Origin of the sequence: Flavobacterium gillisiae (genome assembly GCF_900107635.1) — a bacterium.
Classification (GTDB): Bacteria; Bacteroidota; Bacteroidia; order Flavobacteriales; family Flavobacteriaceae; genus Flavobacterium; species Flavobacterium gillisiae.
In genome coordinates this window covers 195,688-218,054 of sequence record NZ_FNRD01000001.1, presented here as the reverse complement: position 1 = coordinate 218,054, position 22,367 = coordinate 195,688, and the positions used below count along the sequence as shown (strand labels likewise).

Below are 22,367 nucleotides of genomic sequence, written 5' to 3'. Positions count from 1 at the left end.
GTATAATTTACAATTCATCGATCTGTTTTCTCATTTTATCTTTCAATTGCTTGAAATGGGTCGGAGTAAAACCAGTAGTCTTTTTAAATTGATTGCTTAAATGTGCTACATTACTATAATTGAGCTGAAATGCGATTTCACTTAAAGTCATTTCGTTATAGATTAATAGTTCTTTTGCCCGTTCAATTTTTTGTGCAATAAAATAATGCTCAATTGTTGTTCCTTCTTTTTCTGAAAAAAGCTTGCTCAAAATACTGTAATCCTGCCTTAAATCGGCGGCTAAATAATTTGACAAATTACTTTTCAATTGTTCCTTTTTATAATGTACCAAGTCGATTATTAAATTTTTAATCCTCTCGACAGTCTTATTTTCCTTATCATCTAACAATTCAAAACCAAGCAAGCTCAGGTTTTTTGACAGCAGTTGCATTTGACTTTCGTCCAAATCAGTTGCAATTTCTACTTCCCCTAATTGCATTGCAATAATAGAAAGCCTCATTTTTTCCAACTCTGCCGATACCGCCATTTCACAACGGCCACAAACCATGTTTTTTATATAAATTTTCACTTTATTATTTTTTGCTTTCGAGACGAATAATCATTTCATTCATTTGCTTAATTTCTCTTTCTTGAGCAGCAATTATATCTTCAGCTAACTTTTTAGCTTCTGGATCTTTAAAATCGACATTACTACTAGTCATAATAGCTGATGAGTGATGAGGAATCATAGCTTTCATATATTGTACATCTCCAATAAAAGTTTGTGTCCTTAATAGAAAAAGTGTTCCAAGAAATGTACTAGCGGCAAAGACTATTATCATTACATTGACTTTAGTATTTGGATACATTTTCCACATCGATATTAACATTGTAATTGCCATTGCAGCAATCATTAAAGTAGTCATGTAAAAGCGAGTTATACTATTATAGATGTGACTGAATTCAGCAACATTTAAAAACATAACTAAATACATAACCACAAATGAAACCGCCATTATTAAGGCAAATTTTACATAAGGATTAGTTTTTAAGTGTGTGTTATTTTCTTCCATGATTCTATTTTAATTAGAGTTTTTGATCGCTAATAAATTTAACTTTCGGATAACGTATTTTTTATAATTATTATATTATCAAAAATGTCTTAAAAGCCCATTATAACAGAACTAAGTTAGCTTATTTTAACATTTTAACCTATTAATAAACAGTCTATTATGCACTCCCTCTTATTACATCTTCATCCCCGCCATGGGATCACTTCCTTTACGGAATATATACTCACTGTTAATGGCATAAGCACCGCTAACAACGACTTTCTTCGTACTATCTAAATCCGATTTGATTTCGATCATTCCATTGGCTTCCACGCCGGTTTCAACCATCACGTTTTCAAAAATACCATGACTTTTTTCAACCCAGATATACGTCGCATTTTCATCCCTAATAACAGCATCTGTTGGAATAAATAATCCTTTCTTATTAGATTGAGCTAATTTAGCCACGGCTTGCATTCCCGGTTTTAAAAACAAATTCGGGTTGGCAATTTCCATTCGAATTAATAGCAATCTGGAATCTGGATTAATCTCCGGATTAATAAATGAAATTTTAGCTTGTATCTCTTTAGCAGGATAATCAGTAAAGGAAACTGTAGCGTTTTGTCCAATTTTTAATGATTTTGCATAGCTCACATTTACTTGTGTTTCAAGCCAAAGCGTACTTAAAGCAGCCAACTTAATTATTGCGCCGCCTTCCATGATATAACTACCTTCTGTAGCCGCTATCTCCGAAATATATCCGCTATATGTACTATAAAAAGTAGTGTATGGCGATATTTGGGCGTTGCCTTTAATACTCTCAATTTGGGCATTCGACAAACCATAGAACAACAACTTTTGCTTTGCAGCTTGCAGCATGTTTTTGGCATTTTTGCCAAAATCACCAGGCATAGTCAATTGTTTAGATGCTGCAAAATAATCTTGTTTAGCAATGGCTATATCTTCGCTGTATAATTGATAAATAGCTTGGTTTTGTTTAACATAATCACCTTCGGTTTTAAAGTATAATTTCTCAATTCGCCCCATCGCTCTTGCTGAAATGGTTTTGATTTGCTCCTGATTAATTGTTAAAACTCCTGTATAGTTTTCTTCCAGACTGCTATTGCTTTCTTCTATATTTTGGGTAGTTATGTTTCCCAATTTTATTTGCTGGTCACTAAGGGCTATTTCATTAGAGGCAGAATTATCCTTTTTCATTGGGGTTAATTCCATATGGCAAATAGGACACTTCCCAGGCTTATCTTCTTTTATTTGGGGATCCATAGAACAGGTGTAATACGTACTTTCCCCGTCCTGATGCTCGCTATGATCTTCCTTGTTCTTATCGTTACAGCCCATTAAGACAACAAATGCCACTAATAGCAAACTGAATTTCTTTATCTTTTGCATGATTATTCTGTTTTTATAAAGCTTTCGCTGTCCATTAAATATTGTGCATTGTCAGCAATTGCATCTTTTACAGACAGCCCTTCGATGACCTGAACAAAATCATTGATTTCAATTCCTGTTTTTATTTCTTTTGCTTTAAAACCATTCTCCATTTTAATAAAAACCACTTTTTTACTACCGATGCTAACTAATGCTTGCTTACGAACCCAAATTCCTTGTATAGGATTTGTTTCGACAATACCTTGAAGTCGCAAGCCAATTGGGAATTTCAGATTGCTATTATTTAAATACACTCGAACCCTATTTGTCTTATCGGTATCGCTGAACTGAGTTTCTATAAAATTAACTTTGGCATTTATAAAATCATTTTCATCTAATTCTGATGAAAACCGAATGGGTTGATTGATTTTTATCAAACTACCTTGTCCTTGCATCACATTGAAAACACCCCATACTTTATCTGTATTCACAAGCTTAAAAACAACTTCATTCTGTTTAATATAATCCCCTTCCTTCAATGTTAAAGAAGTTGTTGTGGCATTGTTTTGCATGGATCCTTCGGCAGCAGTCGTCATACTTTCAGTTCCTTGAACTATTCCATTGGTGGGACTATAAATAGTGATTACAGGATTTGTTCTTTTGGCTGCAGCCAAAGAATTAATCTGATTTAAAGTCATTCCATAAAGCAGTAATTTCTGTTTCGAAGCCTTTATAATGGATGTGTTTTCAGCATCATTGGTAATTAAATAAATAAAATTTTGCTGTGCTGTCAATAATTCCGGACTATACAAATCAAAAAGTCTTTGCCCTTTATTTACTTTTTGGTATTTATAATTCACATACATTTTTTCGATTCGGCCACTTATCCTTGCTGCAATATTTACCGATGAATTAGGATCATAAGCCACAATTCCAGGTAGCTTTATTTCACTGCTAATAGCGGTGTCTTTTGCTGTTGTGGTTTGAAAGTCTCCCACCACGAAGCTATCCGTTGGTCGTAATAGATGGTCAATCGAGTGGCTTTCCGTCGGTTGCGCTTCAGTTACTTTTTTTATTAAAGTCATTCCGCAAATTGGGCATTTTCCAGGCTCGTCCCTAATAATTTCAGGATGCATCGAACAAGTATATACCTCCGCCTGATGCTCGTGATCTGCTTGACTATTGAATTTATTTACGCCATAATAGACTCCAAATCCAACCACTAAAACGGCAATAGCTAGTAAACTATATTTTATGTATTTATTCATAATTATTTCGTTTCCAGTTGTTTTTCAATTTCTACCTGAGTGCTCAATATGGCCTGCAACTTGTCTAACTTTTCTATTTGTGCCATATTCAATGCTTCCCAGGCATCCAACACCACAAATAGATCTCCTGTATTGTTTTGCCAAGCTATAATTGAAGTGTCATAATTTCTTCGCAATGCCGGAATGATGCTTTTGTCGGCAATCTCATATTGCTTCTTTAAGTTACTAAGCTCCGCTTGCATACCTGAAATCATTCCTGTTGCTTCGTTCAGAATCATTTGTTTTTGCCAATCCAAACTTTCATTTTTTAATTTAAAACTGTTGATGTTCGCCTTATTCATTTTTGATGACCAAGGCATGGGAATTGTAATCATTCCCATCAAGGAAAATTGTTGCGGACGATTCCCAAAAGCAAACATGTGATCATATTTCACACCAAACTCGGGCAACAATTTTGCTTTCTCAATGTCTATTTTCAACTGATTTAAGACGATTGTTTTTTCAATAGCTCGTACATCGCTTCGGTTTTCAGAAAGCGATACCGTATCCAATTTCATAAAATTATACTCCTTTAAAGTAAAATCAGGATCGATTTCAAAAACAGTATTTTTGTCTCTTGCCATCAAAGTATTCAGCGTAATTTTCTTTTGCGAAATCTCATTTTTCAGCATTACGACCATGCTTTCTAAAGCGCTATATTGTGACTTTGCCTTATAATACGTTGGCAATTTGTCCATATTATATTGATAGCGTATCTCCATGCTTTTAATCATGTACTCTAAAAGCAATAAATTCTCATTGGCTATTTTTATTTTTTTATCCAATACGATCCATTGATAATAATTCGTTTTTGCCAACGCATTCAATTGATTCACGGTATAATTTTTATTTTCTACCTCAACTGAAGACATGGCATTCATGTAATTAGAATCGGCTTTTAGCCTTGAAGCATTTGGAATCATTTGAGTAACACCTATCATATAAGCCCCCATACCAGGATTCATTTCGTCTCCCTTCCACATTTTAGTGTTATAAGGAGTCATAAACAAGCCCGTGTTCACTTGAGGTGCCATCCAACTGCGTGCTCCTTTTGCCGCTGCATCCATGCTCTGTATATCGGCATCGTACATTTTTAATTGCGGATTATTCGTTTTAACGGTAGTCAAAACAGCATCCAACGAAAGTGTTTGCGCTACTGCGGCAGTGGCGTTTAACAGCAAACAACTGATTATGATGTAATATTTAATGTGTCGCATCGATAAGATCTATTTTTCCCTTTGTCTTTAATTCACGTTGTTTTGTCATTTCAAAAACAATAGGGGTTACTAATAATACATATATGACAGAGGTGATTGTTCCTCCAATAAGCGGAACCGTAATGGGAATCATCACATCAGCGCCCGTTCCTGTCGCCCAAAGAATGGGTACTAATCCAAATAGAGAAACTGATACCGTCATTAATTTTGGTCTCAGCCTTTTTGCCGAACCATCAATAATGTATTCTCTTAAAATATCCGTAGTGATTGCCTCACTGCTATTACCATATTTGGCAACCATTTTATTCATGGCCTCATTCAGGTAAATAGTCATGATCATGGCCGTTTCTATCGCCATCCCAAACAGTGCGATGAAACCTACTGCCACGGCAACGGATAAATTAATTCCATAAAAATAAACCATAAAAATCCCGCCTATTAAAGCAAAAGGAACCGTTATCATCGTTATCAAAGCTTCCTTCATCGAGTTATAGGTAAAATACAAAATCAGGAATATGATAAGTACAACGATAGGCAATATCAGTGATAATGTTTTGTTGGCTCTAATCTGATTTTCCCATTGTCCACTCCATTCGACATAATAGCCTTTTGGCAATTTCGTCATCATGGTATTGAGTTTATCTTGTGCTTCCTCTACCGTACTTCCTAAATCGCGCTCCCGAACATTAAACAAAACACTCCCACGAAGCATGGCGTTTTCGCTGTTTATCATTGGCGGCCCATCACTTATTTTTATATCAGCGACAGCATCTAATGGTATTGGTCCGTATTCCATAGTTTGCACTTGCAATTTTTTTAAGGACTCAATACTATTTCTATATTCCTGCGCATACCTGGCATTTACAGAAAAGCGTTGTCTCCCTTCAATGGTGGTCGTCAATGTCATTCCGCCAATTGCCGCTTCAACAACATTATTCACATCATCAATGGTCAGACCGTATCTACCAATTGCTTCTCGTTTTGCTTCAATGTCAATATACTTCCCACCAGTTATTGGTTCGGCATACAAATCTTTCACTCCTTCGGTTCCTTCTAATGCTTTTTTAATTTTTTGTGCCAAAGCTTCGATGGTATCCAGACTTGATCCATAAATTTTCACTCCAACATCTGTTCTGATTCCCGTCGAAAGCATATTTATTCGATTAATAATAGGCTGCGTAAAGCCATTGGTTACCCCCGGTATTTGCAGTTTATTATTTATTTCATCGATGATATCACTTTTCGTTTTACCCGCTCTCCATTCGTTATGAGGTTTAAGCAAAATAATCGTTTCAATCATACTTATAGGACTGTTGTCCGTTGCCGTATTGGCTCTTCCCGCTTTTCCCAAAACATGAGTGACCTCGGGAATTGATTTTATTATTTTGTCCTGAACCTGCAATATTCTTTTCACTTCAGAATTAGAAACATCGGGTAAGGTTACAGGCATAAACAAAATCGAACCTTCATCTAAAGGAGGCATAAACTCTGAACCGAGACGCGTAAACATCAACCCTCCTATTAATAAAGCAATGCAGTTTACCACCAAAACACTTTTTCTCCATTTTAAACAAAAAACTAGAATTGGAGTATACCAACTTTCCAGTTTTCTATTGATTGGATTCTTATTCTCTGGACGTAATTTTCCCTTTAGCAAGTAACTGATTAAAACCGGAGTAAGCGTAATGGCTAAAAACGCATCTACGATCAGTATAAATGATTTTGTCCAAGCCAATGGACTGAATAGCTTTCCTTCCATTCCCGTTAGTAGAAAAACGGGCAAAAAAGAAGCAATCACAATCAGTGTCGAATAAAAAACTCCAGGGCCAACAAGTTTAGAGGAAGATTCAATTAGCTTCATTCTTTCATCAGCCGACAATGGATCGTGTTCTTTTTTAAATATTTTTTTAAATAACTTTTTCATCGGTTGATTATTGATTATTATCCATTTCTTCTTGTTTCTCAGAGATGGTTCTATAGGCATTTTCGACCATGACTATTCCATCATCAACCACAACACCAATAGCTAAGGCGATCCCCGTGAGCGACATAATATTGGATGAAATCCCAAAAGCTTGGAGTAAAATAAATCCTATAGCAACAGATATTGGTAACTGTATCAGAATAATCACTGCACTTCTCCAATGAAAAAGAAAAAGAAGAATCACTATTGACACCGCAATCATTTCTTCGATTAAAGTTCCTTTAACTGATTCGATCGCTTTTTCAATTAACTCGCTTCTGTCATAAGACGTTTTAAAGGAGACTCCTTCCGGCAATCCTTTTTCGACTTCTTTCATTTTCAGTTTGACCGCTTTTATTACCTTATCGGCATTTTCGCCGTAACGCATCACCACTATTCCTCCCACTACTTCACCTTCTCCATTTGCGTCAAAAATACCCAGACGTAAATCTCCGCCCATTTGAACGGAACCGATATCTTTTACTCTTACGGGAACGGAATTATAATTTTTGATGGCAATTTCTTCCACATCTTTGATGTTCTTTATATAGCCAAGCCCTCTAACGATATAAGCCATGTTGCTCATTTCAAATTTCCGCCCTCCAACATCATTATTGCTCGTCTTTACGGCTTTCATCACTTCCATCATACTAACATTATAGTACTGCATTTTCAAAGGATCTAAAACCAATTGATATTGCTTTTCAAAACCTCCAAAGGAAGCGACCTCAGCTACGCCCGGAACGGTTTGCAAAGCAAATTTCACATACCAATCCTGCAATGCTCTTTGCTCACCTAGATCCATTCCATTGGTTTCCAAATGATACCAAAATATATGCCCTACACCGGTACCATCAGGCCCTAAAGTGGGAACTACATTTTGCGGCAACAATCGTTGTGCATAATTTAATCGTTCCAGCACTCGGGTTCTTGCCCAATAAGGATCTACGTTATCTTCAAAAATGATGTAGATAAAACTCATTCCAAACATGGAAGAAGCACGAATATTCTTAATTTTCGGGATCCCCTGTAAATTGGAGACCAAAGGATAGGTCACCTGATCTTCAATTACCTGCGGACTTCTGCCCATCCACTCCGTGAAAACAATAACCTGATTTTCTGACAAATCAGGAATGGCATCGATGGGATTTTGCTGCACACTATAAATCCCCCAACCAAATAAGCAGGCGGAAACGAGCAACACAATAACTCGGTTTTTTAGTGAGAATGATATTAATTTTTCTACCATTAGGATTAATTATTTGCTAAAATACTGTCGCTCTTTTTTTCGATCCACTTTAATAATAACGCTTTATTCTCGTTAGTGAGTATAGCATTTCTATGTATCATGGTGTAAGAAGCCAAAGGCATTTCATCTGATTTTATTTGTTTGATCATTCGATCTAATTTGCTTCGTTGTTTCCGTTTTGAATACGTACCAAATTCACTGAAATTCAAATTTTCTTTCCCTTCGTTAATATGACTATCCATCAACATTCGTACAGGCTGAACATAGGAGTACCAAGGATAGTTGGTGTTATTACTATGACAGTCAAAACAAGAAGTTTGTAGAACATCTTGAACTTTTGCAGGAACCGAAAATGTTTTAAAAAAATGCATAGGTGAAACCCGTACATAATCTATATTACGTTCGGGCTGATACAGTTGCATCAGCAAAAAAATGGCACTACCCGAAAGGGCTATTTTTTTGATGATTGAGCTCATTTACAACTCTTTTACCATTCCACCGCAAGTCAACATTTCTGATCCATAATATGGATTTTGAATATCCGTAAGTTCGCTTATCCAATACCCACTTTTACCTTGATCGTACATTGGGCAATAGTCTTGATATAATTTTTTATTGGTTCCGAAAGTTTTTATCATATCATTCATGTCTTTACTCAATAGTGCAAAATGTTCTCTTTGATGCGCTATTTTTCCAGAGTTGTCAGCAATATGTTCAGCATGTTCTTTGGCATCATCTGCAATCTCAATGTATTCCTTTTTCATTTTCGCATCAATTGAAGTCGTATTTGCTGCATTAAAAGTTGCCAATAAAGCCTTAGCTGCTGCTGCTGCACCATTTGAATCGTCTTTAACAAGTGCATTTTTAACTTTCAAATAGTCATTTACATTAGCGTCTACAGTTGCCGAAAATGGAGTTGCTGCTACTTTTACTGTTTTTACTTCTTCAGAAACAGTTTCCGTTTGAGCTACTGGTTCCGTTAATTCCATTCCGCATTTAGAACATTCCTCTCCTTGTTTCCCAGTAACTTCAGGATGCATTGGACATGAATACAATTGCGATGTGTTTTCTGTTGCTTCTGGATTTACGGACTCTTCTTGCTTATTTTTTTGATTACAGCCTACTACTACAATTGCCATTAGCACTGTTGAAAGAATTATTTTTTTCATTTTTATTAGATTTTTCATTTTTAATAGATTTTAAATTATTGTTAGATTTTAATTCCGGTTTTTCAACCTGATTATTTAGAGACATTAAAAAACGTATATTCAAGATTCAAATAAACCCCATTGGGAGCTGACCGCAGCATGGAACTGTATAACTCATGTCGATAGGCGATATCAATTCGCGCCTGACTTTGGATGATGAACTGAACTGCAGGTACGGCATCTAAATAGGATTTCCCATTTTCGTTAATCGTTTGACCTACAAATTCGACCATTAAATTAATATTTGTTTGTTTGTAACTCGTGTATTTTTTGGGATACATCAATTTACCGAAAGACAAAGTGTAATTTGTTGCGTTATCTCCTTGTGTGGACGGAAAAAGATAATTCGGCTTATTGTCTAATGCTTTTTCAAAACTGACAGACGAACTAACGGCTACCTTATTGATTAATTTTGTAGCAACAATTCCGGCTTCAAAACCAGTATTGTGTCCCATAATTTCAATTTGTTCCTGGTGAATATCCGCGTTATTAAAACTGTATCTCCCAAAAACCGCTAGACGAAAATGACTGTTCAAATCATCTGTTGAATAAATCCGATATTTGCTATAGAAACCTGCCCCTTCGGTTACTAATTCGGTATTTCGATTACTTACAAATACCGATGCACGAAACATTAAATTTTTATTCATTCCCCATGTAACTTCGGGCATAAAATGATAATTGTACCCATCTTCAAATTTCTCTTTGAATGCAGATTGTCCTAAACGGATGCTTAAAGAACCTGTCGGCACGTTGCTCGCCGAATCTGTAACTACAAAAAGCTCCTGTGACTTTATGCTTTGGGATATTATAAATAAAACCAGAACTACAATAACCTTCTTCATTAGTTTACTAATTTAATGTGAAAGTCCTCCTCATTGTTCAAGGCAAAAGTTGCTGTTTTCGAATAGGCCTTCACCAACTTCTTGTGTTCTTTTTCGGTCACATATCCTTTGTCTAGAATTCTAACAACGACTTCTTTATTTGGAACTTCTTCCTTAGATTCAACTAAAATGTAATTTGGATTTGATTTCAATTGACTAGATGCCATGGTAACTTCTAGTGAGCCAACAAAGAAACCTGCCTTTTCAACACTTTCTTTGAAAACCATAGGACTTAAAGCATTCTCTTTTTTGAGGTAGACCACAAAGGTATTTGTGTTCAAGTCAGTAGCTACGCTATCCACTTCTGTCATTTTTTTAAGCTGTTTGTTAATTGCATTAGAACACATCGAACAAGTGAGTCCAGTTGCTCTAATTTCAGCTTTTGAGATTTGGGAATAGAACTTTGTACTTGATATCAAAGCTAAAAGTACTACCATTAAAAATTTTATATTTAGTGTTTTCATTTGTCTATTTATTTATTTGAGCGATAATTTGTTCTTCCGTTGGATTAATCACAATTAATATCCCTGCGGTATCAAAAAGATAAGTAGAGGGCAATTCTTCTACTCCAAAAGCAACTGCCGTCTGAGCATCAAATCCTTTTGAGTCTATTAATTGCTGGTGACTCATTTTATCTTTCTCAACGGCGCTCAACCATTTTGCCTTATCCGTATCGATTGAAATCCCTATAATTTCAAATTCTTTACCTTTATAGGAATCATACAATTTTACCAATTTCCTATTGGCCAATCTGCAAGGTCCGCACCATGAAGCCCAAAAATCAACTAAAACAGTTTTTCCTTTGAAAGAACTTAGCTCAACCTCTGTATTCTTATCGCTTTGAAGTTTGAGACTGGGTAAAGTATCCCCCAATTTCATTTGTCCATTTGCAACTGAAAAAACAAACAGTAAACTACAGCTCAGAATTATATTCCATATTTTCAACATTGATCTATTTTTTTAAAACAGCATTTGCTGAATTATTTGATTGTTTCAACAGTTTTGCCGCAAGTCATCATCTGAGAACCGTAATATGGATTCTTAACCGCGTTTTCCTTACTTAACCAGTTGGCACCTTTCCCGCCGTTTGCCATAGGGCAAAATTGATAATATACGGGAGATTCGTATTTAGCTGCTTTTATCAACTCATACATATTTTTTGACAAAGTTGTAAATGAAGATCTTTGTTTTTTGACGTCTTGAGTTTCAGAAATTATATTTGATTCAGTCTTCAAATCTTTCATCACTTTCATCCATACCATGTGAACATCCATTGACAGCTCATTCATTTTTACATCATTTAAGGAAACCAACATATCTTTTGAAACAGCTGAAGCGCTTACGCCATCTGACTTAACTAGTGCGTCTTTTAACAAAAAGTAATTATCAAAAACTGTTTTTAATTGATTTACCTCTTGTTTGTCTAGTGTTGCAACTTCAGTATGATTAGAATGATTATCATGGTTCATTTCCGTTTTAGACTCTTCTGTCGTTACCGCTAGCTTAGCCTCTCTATCATATTGGCAACAGCCGTGAAGATTGTCATACACATCAACAGGGGCAAGAAATTTTTCATTGTCATAACCCGCCAAAGCGATGCGCTTTAGGATTTCGTCTGAATTTGTTTTTTTGGCGTCGTAGGTAATTGTCGCCATTTTACTGTCTTTATTCCAATCAACCATCGCCACTTTGTTGAGGCTCCCTGCCTTCTCTATATTCGTTTCACACATACCACAGTTTCCGAATATTTTTACGGTTTCAGTTTTAGTGTTTTTAATTTGCGCAGTAGCTGCTGTGACTGATAACAATAGAGCTATTGCCATCAATCCTGTTTTAATTGAGTTCATATAATAAATAAATTAGAAGTGAATACGCTAGACCAATGGGTAAACAAAAGCATTAAAGCTATGATTCACAGATTTGGTAATAGCCGATAAATAAATGATTTAAAGCAAGATTTGCTTCGAATTTGACACACTAATGGCTGTCAATAAAGAATTTAGCCTATTTTAGGAATAAGCCAAAGTGAAGAATATCCTGCAGAAGTAAAGGATATCGTTTGATAAAATTTTTGCTTTTCAGCTGAAAAATTAAAATTAGCACTCTGCATTTCAAATTGAAAAGCCGAGGGTATTGCTGTATTTACAGAAGGAGTGCTACATAAAGCCTTTCCACATTTTCCATTGCAACCGTTATGCTTGTTGTTTTTAGATTGAGAATCCTTACTGCAACAATCTTTAGTCTTGTTCTTAGAAGACATTTCCATGGTACAAGAACCACTATCTGAATTTCCACACGCAAAAGTCGTATTTGGCATCATAACGAAGCCAAACAAAACGATTAGTAAAATGTGGAATTTTTTCATTTTTTTTCTGTAATAGATTTCAAAATTACTAAAAATATAGTAGCGCCTCATTAAAAATTTGTTAAAACAAGTAAAGTACTACTATATTTTCAATATTCTCCTTACTTATCTTCTCCTAATATTTTATACATGATAGATTGCAAGATGGACAATATAATACTAAAAAACAGTGCGGTCCAGAATGAATCTACACTAAATCCTCCTACAATATTATCACATAATATAATAATCAATGCGTTGATGACTAATAAAAACAGCCCTAAAGTTATAAAAGTAATTGGCAATGTTAAAATAACCAAGATAGGTTTGATAAATATATTAAGTAGTCCAAGAACAACTGCTACAATTAAAGCCGTAGTAAAACCTGCCACATGAACTCCTTTCATTAAGTTCGCGATCAGTAATACCAAAGCCGATGTAATAAGAATTCTGATGATTAATTTCATGTTTTTTATTTTAAATTTTTATTAAAAGTACTACTTTTTTTAAATTATCTAAATTTCCTTAAAAAAAGAAATTGCTAACTCATGAAACAAGGCCGGGTTTTCGGCATGAAGCCAATGCCCTGCATTTGGGATTGTTTCTACCGTTGCTTTTGGAAAATGCGCTCTTATATTTTCAACGTCACTGTCTAAAATATAATTAGAGTTTCCTCCACGAATAAAAAGGGTTGGTTTCTCAAAAACCGAAGTTGCTGGCAAAGCCACTCCTATCTCGTCCATTTTTTTATTAAAAACGGCCAGATTAAAACGAAAAGCCAATTGTCCTGGCTCCTGCCAAAACAAGCTTTTCATTAAAAACTGTCTAGTCCCAAAATCCGTTATATATTCTGAAAGCGTATCTTCTACTTCAGACCGGCTTGGTTTTTTAGCAAAATCGACTGCATTCAAACCTCCCAATATAGATTGATGGTGTTGCGGATAGAATTTGGGTCCTATATCGGCGATAATAAGTTTGTCTACCATTTCCGGATACAAGGTCGCAAAAAGCATTGCCGTTTTACCTCCCATGGAATGCCCAATCATATCTACATTTGTTAGATTATGACCATTGCAGTACTCCAGAATATCCTGAGCCATTAACTCATAACTGAACTCCTCAGAATGAGGACTTCGTCCGTGATTGCGAAGATCTAACATATGAACTTCAAACCCCTCTGTTGCAAACTGCACGCCAAGTGTTTTCCAATTGTCTGACATTCCCAGAAATCCGTGCAGAATTAAAAGTGGTTTTCCTGAGCCTTCTATTTTTGAATATAACATATTGTTTGATTTCACGAGCGCGTGAGGGATAGCAGCGAAAATCCTTTAATAGTATAGAGCCATAGCGAAATACTATTAAAGATTGCAGCGCATAGCCCGACCCGCTTTTTAGCGGGTCACGCCCTAATTATCTTATTTTAATTTTTGTAAATACATGTTGACCACATTCTCCAAACCAAGATATAATGATTCAGCAATTAAGGCATGACCAATAGAAACCTCCAGTAATCCGGGAATGTTTTGTTTAAAAAACTGAATGTTCTCCAAGCTCAAATCATGTCCTGCATTGATTCCTAATCCCAATTCATTAGCCAAAACAGCCGCTTTTACATAAGGATCTATTCCGTTTTTATTCCCTAAACCGTACTCATGAGCAAAAGCTTCGGTATACAATTCTATTCGGTCCGTTCCAGTATGCTTAGCACCTTCGATCATATCTAATCGTGGATCTACAAAAATAGAGGTACGAATGCCATTGCGTTGAAATTCTTGAATCATCTCCGTTAAATACGCTTGGTTTTTTACCGTATCCCAACCTGCAGATGAGGTTATAGCCCCGATAGCATCAGGTACTAAAGTCACTTGTTCTGGCTTACATTCTAAAACCAAATCGATAAAATTATGTTGTGGATTTCCTTCTATATTGAATTCGGTATAAACGATTGCTTTTAGGTCGCGAGCATCTTGATAACGGATGTGACGCTCATCTGGACGTGGATGTATGGTGATTCCTTGCGCACCAAATTTTTGAATGTCAGTAGCCACTTTTAATAAGTCAGGCACATTTCCTCCGCGGGCATTACGTAAAGTAGCTATTTTGTTGATGTTTACACTTAACTTTGTCATTGGAATACTTTTTGATTATGAAATAACTGTATAATGGATACAAAAATACAAAGTAAAAGGTAGGAGATTTTGCCTTTTTTTGATTATTTTGCATAAAAATTGAGGATTTACTTAAGATGGAAATTACAAACTACATAACTACTGACTTTAAAGCGATTGACAGCCAAGAGACTATTGCGTCTGTTAAAGACTTTTTTGATGATTTGAATTTTTCACACTTTCCTGTTGTTGAAGAAGGCATTTACATTGGTAGTATCTCATCTGAAGACATTGAAACTTTTGATAATGACAAAAAGGTAATTGATTACAGATATACTCTCGCCAGTTTTTTCACGAGAACAAATTCAATTTGGCTCGAAGTATTGGAAGTTTTTGCAAAAAACCATACAAACCTGATTCCTGTTTTGGATGAAAATAACAACTATATCGGCTACTATGAGATAGACGACATTATGAGTTTTTTTCACCAAACTCCCTTTTTGAAAGAGCAGGGAAGAATTATAAAGGTAAAAAAAGGCGTATTAGATTATTCCATGAGCCAGATTACACAAATAGTAGAGAGCAATAACGGGAAACTCTTAGGCTTGTTTATTTCTGAATCTGATGTGGACAGCATTGAAGTGACGATGAAAATTAGCTTAGGTGCCATTAATGAAATAGTCCAAACTTTCAGAAGATACAATTACGAAATAATATCAGAACACCAAGAAGACAATTATATCAGTAGTTTAAAAGAACGCTCAGACTACCTAGACAAATACCTTAATATATAACTGTTTGCCAAGTTACCAATCTAAGCTTTCTCTCAAATCAACGATTTTACAAACAAACGATTCAACAAAATAATGAAAGTAGCCATATACGGTCAATATTATCAAAATAGTACAGAACCCATTATAAAAGACATCTTCATTTTTTTTAATAAAAACAATGTAGAATTAGTTATCGAATCTACTTTTTTGGGAATGCTTTATGAAAAGGGAATTGTGCAAAAAGAGTACAATACTTTTTCATCCCATTTAGAATTAGATCAAAGTTTTGACATGCTAATTAGTATAGGTGGCGACGGAACTATATTACGAGCAGCTACGCTGGTAAGAGATTCCGGAATCCCTATTTTAGGTATTAATGCAGGAAGACTTGGTTTTCTAGCTACGGTTCAAAAGGAGAATATCGATGAATTTCTACAAATTGTAATTGAAGAAAAATATACGCTATCCAAAAGAACATTATTGAGCTTGTCCTGCACCCCTCCAAATGAGGCACTGCAAGACATAAATTTTGCCATGAACGAAATTTCGGTAAGTCGAAAAGACACTACTTCGATGATAACAATCGACACCTACCTTAATGGTGAGTTTTTAAATTCGTATTGGGCTGATGGATTAATCGTTTCAACGCCTACAGGATCAACAGGCTATTCCTTAAGTTGCGGAGGACCTATATTGACCCCAGATGTAAAAAGCCTCGTAATAACACCTATTGCTCCTCACAACCTGAATGCAAGACCACTAGTGATTCCCGATGAAACTGAAATCAGATTAAAAGTTTCAGGAAGAGAAGAGCATTACCTGGTTTCATTAGACTCTAGAATCACTTCTGTGAAAAACGAATCCATACTGACTATTAGAAAAACGCCCTTTCAAATAAACATGGTCGAAATCCCCGAAGAAACCTTTCTAAAAACACTGCGCACCAAATTATTGTGGGGTGAAGACAAAAGAAATTAAATCTTTTTTACTTCCAAAACATACTATTGTATCCCATTTTTTCGTTTCGCTTTTAACAAATCCTTATCCGATATCGATAATAGTGCCTATTCTTTAAAAATGGGCACATTTAAGCTAATCGGTATTGATTCGAAACGATAATTATTATATTTGCACGCAATTTCAAACAAAATGAATAAAACTTTTGGCTTATTTATATGCTTATTCCTGAGTATGACGACGTATTCACAAATACATGAAGTAGGAGTTTTTCTGGGCGGAAGTAACTACATAGGAGACATTGGACCTACAACCTATATAGCCCCGAACGAACCTGCTTTTGGAATACTTTATAAATACAATAAAAGTCCAAGACATGCTTATCGTTTTTCGTACACCCAATCAAAAATCACTTCAAATGATCTTGATTCAAAAGAACCCAGCAGAAACCAAAGAGGCTATCGTTTTGAAAATAATATAAAAGAAGTATCTTTAGGCCTTGAATTCAATTTTTTTGATTTTAATCTTCATCAATTGGAGCGTAAAATCACGCCTTATGTATATTCTGGGATTAGTTATTTCAGATATGATGAGTTGTATATATTGTCAGGAGAAACAAAAAAAGATGAGGGTGCAAATTCCTTTGCAATACCTATGATTGTAGGAATAAAATCAAACATTACCCCTAGTTTAATACTGGGTTTAGAAATGGGAGTGCGATACACACTTACTGACAATCTAGATGGAAGCAATCCGAAAGATGAAAGTTTGAAACCATTGCAATTTGGAAATATAAATAATAATGACTGGTACGTTTTTTCAGGGTTAACGTTAACGTATACCTTTGGAGAAAAACCATGCTACTGTGCAGACTAAGAAAATGGACTTACTAGAAAATATAGACAAGAATAATTTACCACAACATTTAGCCATAATAATGGACGGTAATGGACGATGGGCAAAACAACAAGGTTTACTTAGAGCTTTCGGGCATGAGAGCGGAACAAAATCCGTAAAAATCATTATAAAAACCTGTGCTAAATTAGGTGTCAAAAACTTAACTCTCTATGCCTTTTCGACGGAGAACTGGAACCGACCTAAACTAGAAGTGGATACTTTAATGAAGATCTTGATAAAGTCATTAAAAAAAGAACTCCCAACACTTCTAGAAAACAACATCAAATTGAATACGATAGGTAATTTAGAAAAACTACCCCAATCAGCTCAAAAGGAACTCCTTGATGTAATAAACAAAACTAAGGACAATACTCACATGACATTAACATTAGCATTGAGTTATGGTTCGAGAGAAGAAATCGTAAATGCGGTGAAAAACATCAGTAATAAAGTTAAAAATAATATAATTTCAATAGACTCTATTGACGATTCAATTATAAATGAGCATCTTTACACGCAAAATTTACCGGATGTAGATTTATTAATAAGAACAAGCGGAGAACATAGAATAAGTAATTTTCTGCTATGGCAAATAGCCTATGCAGAATTGTATTTTACTGATGTATTGTGGCCAGACTTTAAAGAACAGAATTTATATGAGGCTATCATTAGTTATCAAAAAAGAGAACGTAGATTTGGAAAAACAAGTGAACAAATTAAATAATTTTTTAGTGTTGAATAAAAGTATAAAAGCAGTCCTTACCCTAGTTTTACTAGGTAGTTTTTCACAAATTAAAGCTCAAGAAAGAGTTCCTTTCGATCAAGGTCAAAAATACATATTAGCCGATGTTGTCCTTACTAACAAAATCAGTTTCAATGACCAAACGGTTGTAACTTTTGCTGGACTTGAAAAAGGACAGGAAATTACAGTTCCTGGAGAAGAAATCAGTAGCGCTATTAAAAAGCTTGGGAAATTAGGTCTTTTTGACGAAATTTCATTTTACATCAACAGAATCGAAAATGACAGCATCTATCTTGATTTAGAAATCAAAGAATTGCCGAAATTAAATAACGTGAAGTTTGTTGGAGTTAAGAAAAACAAAACCGATGCTTTAATTAAAGACAACGGACTGACAAAAAGCAAAGTAGTTAACGAAAACTTAATAACTACGACAAAAAACTACATAGAAAACAAATACAAGAAAGACGGATACTACAATACTAAGGTTAACATAAACATTGTACCAGATACATCAACTGTCAACCAGGTAAATATGGTTGTAAATATTGATAAAGGTGAAAAAATTAAAATCGCTGAAATTGATTTTATTGGTAACGAAAAATTATCAGATAAAACTTTACGCAAAGCGATGAAGGACACCAAAGAGAAAAGTATCTTTCATGTATTGAAGGCTTCAAAATTCATAAAAGCAAAATACAAAACCGATTTAGAAAAAGTAATCGCTTCCTATAAAGAAAAAGGATATAGAGATGCTAGAATAATTTCTGATTCCATTACTTATCTTAAAGATAAAAACGCATTATCCATAAAGATTAATGTCGAAGAAGGAAATAAATATTATTTTGGAAACATTAAGTTTTTAGGGAATACCGTTTATCCAGATCAATTACTAAGCAGAATAGTTGGTGTTAAGAAAGGAGAAACATATAATGGAGTACTTCTTGAAAAAAGAATAGCAGACAAGTCAAAACCAGACGGAGAAGACATTACAAATCTATATCAAAATAACGGATATTTATTTTCAAACATCAACGCCGTTGAAGTAAGAACTGTTAACGATACAATTGATTTTGAAATCAGAGTTAATGAAGGTCCACTAGCCTATTTTAATAAAATTACGGTGGTAGGAAACGACAAAACAAATGATCGCGTCATTTATAGAGAATTAAGAACTAAGCCTGGAGAAAAATACAGCAAAGAGTTATTGGTTAGAACTATTCGTGAAATTGGGCAATTAGGATTTTTTGACCCCGAAGCAATCGACCCTAAATTTAAAAATGTAGATGCTTCAGCAGGAACAGTTGATATTGAATACAATCTTGTTGAAAAAGGATCTAGCCAGATCGAACTTCAAGGAGGTTATGGTGGTGGAGGTTTCATTGGTACTTTAGGACTATCTTTCAACAATTTCTCGGCAAGAAACCTACTTAATAAGGAAGCATATAAACCTTTACCAATGGGTGACGGACAGAAAGTATCTTTAAGACTTCAGGCAAGTACGTATTTCCAAACCTATAGTGTTTCGTTTTCTGAACCATGGTTTGGACAAAAGAAACCAGTTTCATTTAGTTCTTCCATATCTTACAGTAAACAATTTTTAAATAATTATATTACTCAAAGTGTAGACAAAGATAAAAGTTTCAATATCCTTACACTATCTGTGGGATTGGCTAAAAGATTAACAGTGCCAGATGACTTTTTTGTATTATCACAATCGATTAGTTACCAACATTATGATTTGAACAATTATAATACGGGATTATTTACCTTTGGAAATGGAGCTTCAAGAAACTTAGCATACACCATTGGATTATCTAGAAGTAACAAAGGGGTGAATCCTATATTCCCAACTTATGGTTCAGAATTTAGCATTTCAGCAAAACTAACTGCTCCATATTCTCTTATAAACGGAACAGATTATGCAACATTAGGAGACAAAGAAGAATATAAATTAAAGAATACTACCGACCGATCAAATCAAGTAGACGCAAACGGAAACACAGTTAATATTGGTGATTACATTGATGCTTCTGGAAACAAAGTTTTCAACTACCAAGATGCAGCTGCAGATCCAGCATTAGTGGATCAAAAGAAATTTAATTGGTTAGAATATTACAAAATTAAGTTCAAAGCGGATTGGTATACGAAAGTTTATGGTAAATTAGTACTTCGAACGTTAACTGAATTTGGATTCTTAGGCGCATACAATCAAGATAGAGGCGTTGTACCATTTGAAAGATTTTATGTAGGAGGAGACGGATTAGCGAATTACTCAATGGACGGAAGAGAAACAATTCAGCTGAGAGGTTACCCTAACAACTCTTTGACACCTATAAATAGTGTAGGAGAACAAATTGGAGCAACGGTATACAATAAATTCTCTATGGAATTACGTTATCCAATTACATTAAAATCATCTGCATCTATATATGCATTAGGATTTTTAGAAGCAGGTTCATCTTATGCGGATTTTAAAACATACAATCCATTTGATTTAAACCGTTCTGCGGGAGTTGGATTACGTGTATTTATGCCAGCATTTGGATTATTAGGTATCGATTTCGGACATGGTTTTGATGCTTTGCCAGGGCTAAGCAAACCGAATGGATGGGAAACCCATTTCATTATTGGACAGCAATTTTAAAAAAAATTGAATCACGATTTTCTAATACTATAAAGTTATGAGAAAACATTTTTTAGTACTATTTTTAGCCTTGATTGTAGTAAATACAATTCATTCGCAAACCAGAGGAACAAAAGTAGGCTATATTGATATGGAGTATATTCTACAGAATGTACCCAATTATGCCGAAGCTACTGTCCAACTGGAGCAAAAAGCACAAAAGTGGAAACAAGAAATTGAGACCAAGAAAATCGAACTCAATAAAATAAAAGACGCTCTTACCGCTGAAAAACCTTTACTAACAAAAGGATTGATCGAGGAAAGAGAATTAGAAATAAAGTTCCTTGAAAATGAAATGCTGGATTTTCAGCAAAAAAGATTTGGCGCTAACGGAGATTTGATGATGCAAAAATCTGTTTTGGTTAAACCAATTCAGGACCAAGTGTTCACTGCTGTTCAAGACATCGCAGAAACACTAAAATACGACTTTGTTTTCGACAAGTCTTCTGATTTAACAATGCTGTTTGCTGCAAAAAGATTTGACATAAGCGACCAAGTATTGCGCGTACTGAACAGAGCAGAAAAAAGGGAACAGTTGACAAAAAAACAACTTGAAGCTCAAGAAGCGAAACAAAGTAAGGAAGACGCTATTGAAGACAATCCTTTCTTAGCTGAAAGACAAAAAATACTGGACGATAAAAAAGCCACAAGAGATTCAATTATCGCAGGTCGAAAGTTAGCTCAGGAAAAAAAGAAAGCAGACTTTGAAGAAAAAAGACAAAAAATGCTTTCTGATAGAGAAGCAAAAAAAAATGGCACGGTTTCTGCCTCATCTAAAACAGAAGACGTAAAAGAAAATACATCAAATGTAGATGCTGATAAAGAAGCTGCAAAATTAGCAGCCGAAGACGCCAAACAAAAACAACTTGATGCAAGAGCCAAAATATTGGAAGACCGCAAAAAAATAATTGAAGATCGCAAGAAAGCTGCAGAAGAAAGAAGAATACAAGTGCTGCAACAAAGAGACTCGATTAAGAAGGCCAGAGAAGAACAATTAAAACTAAAACAATAAATTAATTACTTAATATTTTAAAAACGATGAAACAGATTAAAACTTTATTAATTGCTGCAATATTCATTTTAGGAGCAAATCAAACAATTAGCGCACAAGCAAAAACGGCTCACGTAGACGTAAGTGAAATCATGGCTAAAATGCCAGCTATGTTAGATGCTCAAAAGCAATTAGAGAAATTAAGCGGAACTTATGATGCCGATTATAAAAAAATGGTTGAAGAATACCAAGCAAAATTAAAAAAATACGAAGCTGAGTCTGCTACAGTTTCTGACGCAATAAACGGAGATCGTTCTAAAGAAGTTCAGGACATGCAAAAAAGAATTGTTGATTTTAGAGACAATGCTCAAAAAGAATTACAACAAAAAGAATCTGATATTGTAAAACCATTAATGGAAAAAGTAAGAACTTCAATCCAAAAAGTTGGAAAAGCAAAAGGTTTCCAATACATATTAGACGGTTCTACACTTTTACTTGCTGACGGTCCTAACTTGACTGCTGACGTGAAAAAAGATTTAGGTTTCTAGAAAATCCAAAACTCAATATAAAAATACCGCTCATCCTCTTTAGGATCGAGCGGTATTTTTTTGTCCCATGATTTAT

At 34.9% G+C, this 22,367-nt stretch carries 24 protein-coding genes; 7 read left to right on the top strand and 17 right to left on the bottom strand.

Going from position 1 to position 22,367, the window contains the following annotated elements:
• Positions 1–7 precede the first annotated feature (7 nt).
• The 17 genes from BLV35_RS00965 to BLV35_RS00885 all read right to left on the bottom strand — a co-directional run bounded on the left by BLV35_RS00965 (position 8) and on the right by BLV35_RS00885 (position 14,721).
• Positions 8–526: a helix-turn-helix domain-containing protein gene (locus BLV35_RS00965; RefSeq protein ID WP_176980561.1), complete on the bottom strand. Its 519-nt coding sequence runs from the start codon at positions 524–526 to the stop codon at positions 8–10.
• A 46-nt stretch (positions 527–572) separates the two neighbouring features.
• Positions 573–1,052 (bottom strand): DUF305 domain-containing protein, encoded by a 480-nt coding sequence (locus BLV35_RS00960; RefSeq protein WP_091083394.1) that lies wholly within the window; start codon positions 1,050–1,052, stop codon positions 573–575.
• Between the two features lie 174 nt (positions 1,053–1,226).
• Positions 1,227–2,441 carry an efflux RND transporter periplasmic adaptor subunit gene (locus BLV35_RS00955; protein ID WP_091083391.1) on the bottom strand — a complete coding sequence of 405 codons (1,215 nt, stop codon included), beginning with the start codon at positions 2,439–2,441 and terminating at the stop codon, positions 1,227–1,229.
• 2 nt (positions 2,442–2,443) lie between these two features.
• Positions 2,444–3,688: a heavy metal-binding domain-containing protein gene (locus tag BLV35_RS00950; protein ID WP_091083388.1), complete on the bottom strand. Its 1,245-nt coding sequence runs from the start codon at positions 3,686–3,688 to the stop codon at positions 2,444–2,446.
• Between the two features lie 2 nt (positions 3,689–3,690).
• Positions 3,691–4,944 (bottom strand): TolC family protein, encoded by a 1,254-nt coding sequence (locus BLV35_RS00945; protein ID WP_091083384.1) that lies wholly within the window; start codon positions 4,942–4,944, stop codon positions 3,691–3,693.
• The gene (locus BLV35_RS19615) at positions 4,931–6,868 is read right to left on the bottom strand and encodes an efflux RND transporter permease subunit (protein WP_091084801.1); all 1,938 of its coding nucleotides are present in this window, start codon (positions 6,866–6,868) and stop codon (positions 4,931–4,933) included. The genes BLV35_RS00945 and BLV35_RS19615 overlap by 14 nt, the downstream gene beginning before the upstream one ends.
• A gap of 7 nt (positions 6,869–6,875) precedes the next feature.
• The gene (locus BLV35_RS19610) at positions 6,876–8,156 is read right to left on the bottom strand and encodes an efflux RND transporter permease subunit (RefSeq protein WP_073352071.1); all 1,281 of its coding nucleotides are present in this window, start codon (positions 8,154–8,156) and stop codon (positions 6,876–6,878) included.
• Between the two features lie 5 nt (positions 8,157–8,161).
• Positions 8,162–8,632 carry a heme-binding domain-containing protein gene (locus tag BLV35_RS00930; RefSeq protein ID WP_091083380.1) on the bottom strand — a complete coding sequence of 157 codons (471 nt, stop codon included), beginning with the start codon at positions 8,630–8,632 and terminating at the stop codon, positions 8,162–8,164.
• The gene (locus BLV35_RS00925) at positions 8,633–9,343 is read right to left on the bottom strand and encodes a DUF3347 domain-containing protein (RefSeq protein ID WP_245711993.1); all 711 of its coding nucleotides are present in this window, start codon (positions 9,341–9,343) and stop codon (positions 8,633–8,635) included. It lies immediately after the preceding gene.
• Positions 9,344–9,396: 53 nt separating this feature from the next.
• On the bottom strand, positions 9,397–10,209 hold the full coding sequence (locus BLV35_RS00920; RefSeq protein WP_091083376.1) for a hypothetical protein: 813 nt from the start codon (positions 10,207–10,209) through the stop codon (positions 9,397–9,399).
• Positions 10,209–10,712, bottom strand: a complete 504-nt coding sequence (locus tag BLV35_RS00915) for a heavy-metal-associated domain-containing protein (RefSeq protein WP_091083373.1) — start codon at positions 10,710–10,712, stop codon at positions 10,209–10,211. Before BLV35_RS00915 ends, BLV35_RS00920 begins: the two co-directional genes overlap by 1 nt.
• 4 nt (positions 10,713–10,716) lie before the next feature.
• Complete coding sequence (locus tag BLV35_RS00910; protein ID WP_091083369.1) at positions 10,717–11,196, bottom strand: TlpA family protein disulfide reductase; 480 nt, start codon at positions 11,194–11,196, stop codon at positions 10,717–10,719.
• 32 nt (positions 11,197–11,228) lie between these two features.
• Positions 11,229–12,095 carry a DUF3347 domain-containing protein gene (locus tag BLV35_RS00905; RefSeq protein WP_091083364.1) on the bottom strand — a complete coding sequence of 289 codons (867 nt, stop codon included), beginning with the start codon at positions 12,093–12,095 and terminating at the stop codon, positions 11,229–11,231.
• Between the two features lie 152 nt (positions 12,096–12,247).
• A complete protein-coding gene (locus tag BLV35_RS00900) occupies positions 12,248–12,613 on the bottom strand; it encodes a hypothetical protein (protein ID WP_091083361.1) in 366 nt (121 codons plus the stop codon).
• 101 nt (positions 12,614–12,714) lie between these two features.
• The gene (locus tag BLV35_RS00895; RefSeq protein WP_091083357.1) at positions 12,715–13,059 is read right to left on the bottom strand and encodes a phage holin family protein; all 345 of its coding nucleotides are present in this window, start codon (positions 13,057–13,059) and stop codon (positions 12,715–12,717) included.
• A 48-nt stretch (positions 13,060–13,107) separates the two neighbouring features.
• A complete protein-coding gene (locus BLV35_RS00890) occupies positions 13,108–13,875 on the bottom strand; it encodes an alpha/beta fold hydrolase (protein ID WP_091083353.1) in 768 nt (255 codons plus the stop codon).
• 132 nt (positions 13,876–14,007) lie between these two features.
• The gene (locus tag BLV35_RS00885) at positions 14,008–14,721 is read right to left on the bottom strand and encodes a pyridoxine 5'-phosphate synthase (RefSeq protein ID WP_091083350.1); all 714 of its coding nucleotides are present in this window, start codon (positions 14,719–14,721) and stop codon (positions 14,008–14,010) included.
• A gap of 116 nt (positions 14,722–14,837) precedes the next feature.
• On the opposite strand from BLV35_RS00885, the gene BLV35_RS00880 reads away from it, so the two are divergent.
• The 7 genes from BLV35_RS00880 to BLV35_RS00850 all read left to right on the top strand — a co-directional run bounded on the left by BLV35_RS00880 (position 14,838) and on the right by BLV35_RS00850 (position 22,291).
• The gene (locus BLV35_RS00880; RefSeq protein WP_091083346.1) at positions 14,838–15,494 is read left to right on the top strand and encodes a CBS domain-containing protein; all 657 of its coding nucleotides are present in this window, start codon (positions 14,838–14,840) and stop codon (positions 15,492–15,494) included.
• 72 nt (positions 15,495–15,566) lie between these two features.
• Positions 15,567–16,451, top strand: a complete 885-nt coding sequence (locus BLV35_RS00875; RefSeq protein WP_091083342.1) for an NAD kinase — start codon at positions 15,567–15,569, stop codon at positions 16,449–16,451.
• A gap of 171 nt (positions 16,452–16,622) precedes the next feature.
• Entirely contained in the window at positions 16,623–17,306 is a 684-nt protein-coding gene (gene porG, locus BLV35_RS00870; protein WP_091083337.1) for a type IX secretion system protein PorG, read from the top strand.
• A gap of 4 nt (positions 17,307–17,310) precedes the next feature.
• Positions 17,311–18,051, top strand: a complete 741-nt coding sequence (locus BLV35_RS00865) for an isoprenyl transferase (RefSeq protein ID WP_091083333.1) — start codon at positions 17,311–17,313, stop codon at positions 18,049–18,051.
• Positions 17,984–20,713 (top strand): outer membrane protein assembly factor BamA, encoded by a 2,730-nt coding sequence (bamA, locus tag BLV35_RS00860; RefSeq protein WP_091083330.1) that lies wholly within the window; start codon positions 17,984–17,986, stop codon positions 20,711–20,713. The genes BLV35_RS00865 and bamA overlap by 68 nt, the downstream gene beginning before the upstream one ends.
• Before the next feature lie 37 nt (positions 20,714–20,750).
• Positions 20,751–21,764, top strand: a complete 1,014-nt coding sequence (locus BLV35_RS00855; protein ID WP_091083326.1) for an OmpH/Skp family outer membrane protein — start codon at positions 20,751–20,753, stop codon at positions 21,762–21,764.
• 26 nt (positions 21,765–21,790) lie between these two features.
• On the top strand, positions 21,791–22,291 hold the full coding sequence (locus BLV35_RS00850; protein WP_091083324.1) for an OmpH/Skp family outer membrane protein: 501 nt from the start codon (positions 21,791–21,793) through the stop codon (positions 22,289–22,291).
• Positions 22,292–22,367 lie beyond the last annotated feature (76 nt).

Coding starts and splice junctions, on each gene's coding strand:
- BLV35_RS00855 (WP_091083326.1), top strand. CDS start 20,751: ATGAGAAAACATTTTTTAGTACTATTTTTAGCCTTGATTGTAGTAAAT.
- BLV35_RS00960 (WP_091083394.1), bottom strand. CDS start 1,052: ATGGAAGAAAATAACACACACTTAAAAACTAATCCTTATGTAAAATTT.
- BLV35_RS00950 (WP_091083388.1), bottom strand. CDS start 3,688: ATGAATAAATACATAAAATATAGTTTACTAGCTATTGCCGTTTTAGTG.
- porG (WP_091083337.1), top strand. CDS start 16,623: ATGAATAAAACTTTTGGCTTATTTATATGCTTATTCCTGAGTATGACG.
- BLV35_RS00930 (WP_091083380.1), bottom strand. CDS start 8,632: ATGAGCTCAATCATCAAAAAAATAGCCCTTTCGGGTAGTGCCATTTTT.
- BLV35_RS00850 (WP_091083324.1), top strand. CDS start 21,791: ATGAAACAGATTAAAACTTTATTAATTGCTGCAATATTCATTTTAGGA.
- bamA (WP_091083330.1), top strand. CDS start 17,984: ATGAGGCTATCATTAGTTATCAAAAAAGAGAACGTAGATTTGGAAAAA.
- BLV35_RS00965 (WP_176980561.1), bottom strand. CDS start 526: ATGGCGGTATCGGCAGAGTTGGAAAAAATGAGGCTTTCTATTATTGCA.
- BLV35_RS00895 (WP_091083357.1), bottom strand. CDS start 13,059: ATGAAATTAATCATCAGAATTCTTATTACATCGGCTTTGGTATTACTG.
- BLV35_RS19610 (WP_073352071.1), bottom strand. CDS start 8,156: ATGGTAGAAAAATTAATATCATTCTCACTAAAAAACCGAGTTATTGTG.
- BLV35_RS19615 (WP_091084801.1), bottom strand. CDS start 6,868: ATGAAAAAGTTATTTAAAAAAATATTTAAAAAAGAACACGATCCATTG.
- BLV35_RS00905 (WP_091083364.1), bottom strand. CDS start 12,095: ATGAACTCAATTAAAACAGGATTGATGGCAATAGCTCTATTGTTATCA.
- BLV35_RS00945 (WP_091083384.1), bottom strand. CDS start 4,944: ATGCGACACATTAAATATTACATCATAATCAGTTGTTTGCTGTTAAAC.
- BLV35_RS00915 (WP_091083373.1), bottom strand. CDS start 10,712: ATGAAAACACTAAATATAAAATTTTTAATGGTAGTACTTTTAGCTTTG.
- BLV35_RS00885 (WP_091083350.1), bottom strand. CDS start 14,721: ATGACAAAGTTAAGTGTAAACATCAACAAAATAGCTACTTTACGTAAT.
- BLV35_RS00900 (WP_091083361.1), bottom strand. CDS start 12,613: ATGAAAAAATTCCACATTTTACTAATCGTTTTGTTTGGCTTCGTTATG.
- BLV35_RS00910 (WP_091083369.1), bottom strand. CDS start 11,196: ATGTTGAAAATATGGAATATAATTCTGAGCTGTAGTTTACTGTTTGTT.
- BLV35_RS00865 (WP_091083333.1), top strand. CDS start 17,311: ATGGACTTACTAGAAAATATAGACAAGAATAATTTACCACAACATTTA.
- BLV35_RS00880 (WP_091083346.1), top strand. CDS start 14,838: ATGGAAATTACAAACTACATAACTACTGACTTTAAAGCGATTGACAGC.
- BLV35_RS00955 (WP_091083391.1), bottom strand. CDS start 2,441: ATGCAAAAGATAAAGAAATTCAGTTTGCTATTAGTGGCATTTGTTGTC.
- BLV35_RS00920 (WP_091083376.1), bottom strand. CDS start 10,209: ATGAAGAAGGTTATTGTAGTTCTGGTTTTATTTATAATATCCCAAAGC.
- BLV35_RS00925 (WP_245711993.1), bottom strand. CDS start 9,343: ATGAAAAATCTAATAAAAATGAAAAAAATAATTCTTTCAACAGTGCTA.
- BLV35_RS00875 (WP_091083342.1), top strand. CDS start 15,567: ATGAAAGTAGCCATATACGGTCAATATTATCAAAATAGTACAGAACCC.
- BLV35_RS00890 (WP_091083353.1), bottom strand. CDS start 13,875: ATGTTATATTCAAAAATAGAAGGCTCAGGAAAACCACTTTTAATTCTG.